The following is a 572-nucleotide window of genomic DNA, read 5'->3' on the forward strand; positions in this document are numbered from 1 at the left end:
GGCGACAGGAGGACGCGGTCGCCGAATTTCTCGTTTTCGGGCCAGTCGGCGGGGGCGGCGACGCCTTCCTCGTCGCTCATCTGGAGCGCGCGCAGCGAGCGGAGGATCTCGTCGATGTTGCGGCCGATCTCCATCGGGTACGTGAGGACGATGCGGACGGTACCCTCGGGGTCGATGAGGAAGACGCTACGAACCGTGGAGGTACCTGCGCCCGGGTGGATCATCCCGAGGCGCTTTCCGACCGAGCCCTGGTCGTCAGCGATGATCGGGAACTGAATGTCGACGTCGAGGTTCTCGTCGATCCACTCGGTCCACTTGATGTGCGAGTGTACGCGGTCGACCGACAGCCCGAGCAGTTCGGCGTTGAGTTCTTCGAACTCCTCGCGGCGCTGCTCGAAGGCGACGAACTCCGAGGTACAGACGGGCGTGAAGTCGCCGGGGTGGCTGAACAGGACGAGCCACTTGCCCTCGTAGTCGTCGGGGATGGTCAGTTCGCCGTGGCTCGTCTCCACGGTGAGCTGGGGGAACTGATCGCCGATTCCGGGGGCGCCGGCCGATTCGTCGGGGTCTGC

General features: G+C 65.6%; 1 protein-coding gene. It reads right to left on the bottom strand.

The genetic code is table 11. From position 1 onward, the window contains the following. A partial coding sequence (locus tag NO347_RS17170; RefSeq protein WP_425492412.1) for a peroxiredoxin occupies nucleotides 1–539 on the bottom strand: 539 nt, incomplete at its 3' end. Between the last annotated feature and the right edge of the window lie 33 nt (nucleotides 540–572).

This window comes from Halobellus inordinatus (assembly GCF_024464655.1).
GTDB lineage: Archaea > Halobacteriota > Halobacteria > Halobacteriales > Haloferacaceae > Haloquadratum > Haloquadratum inordinatus.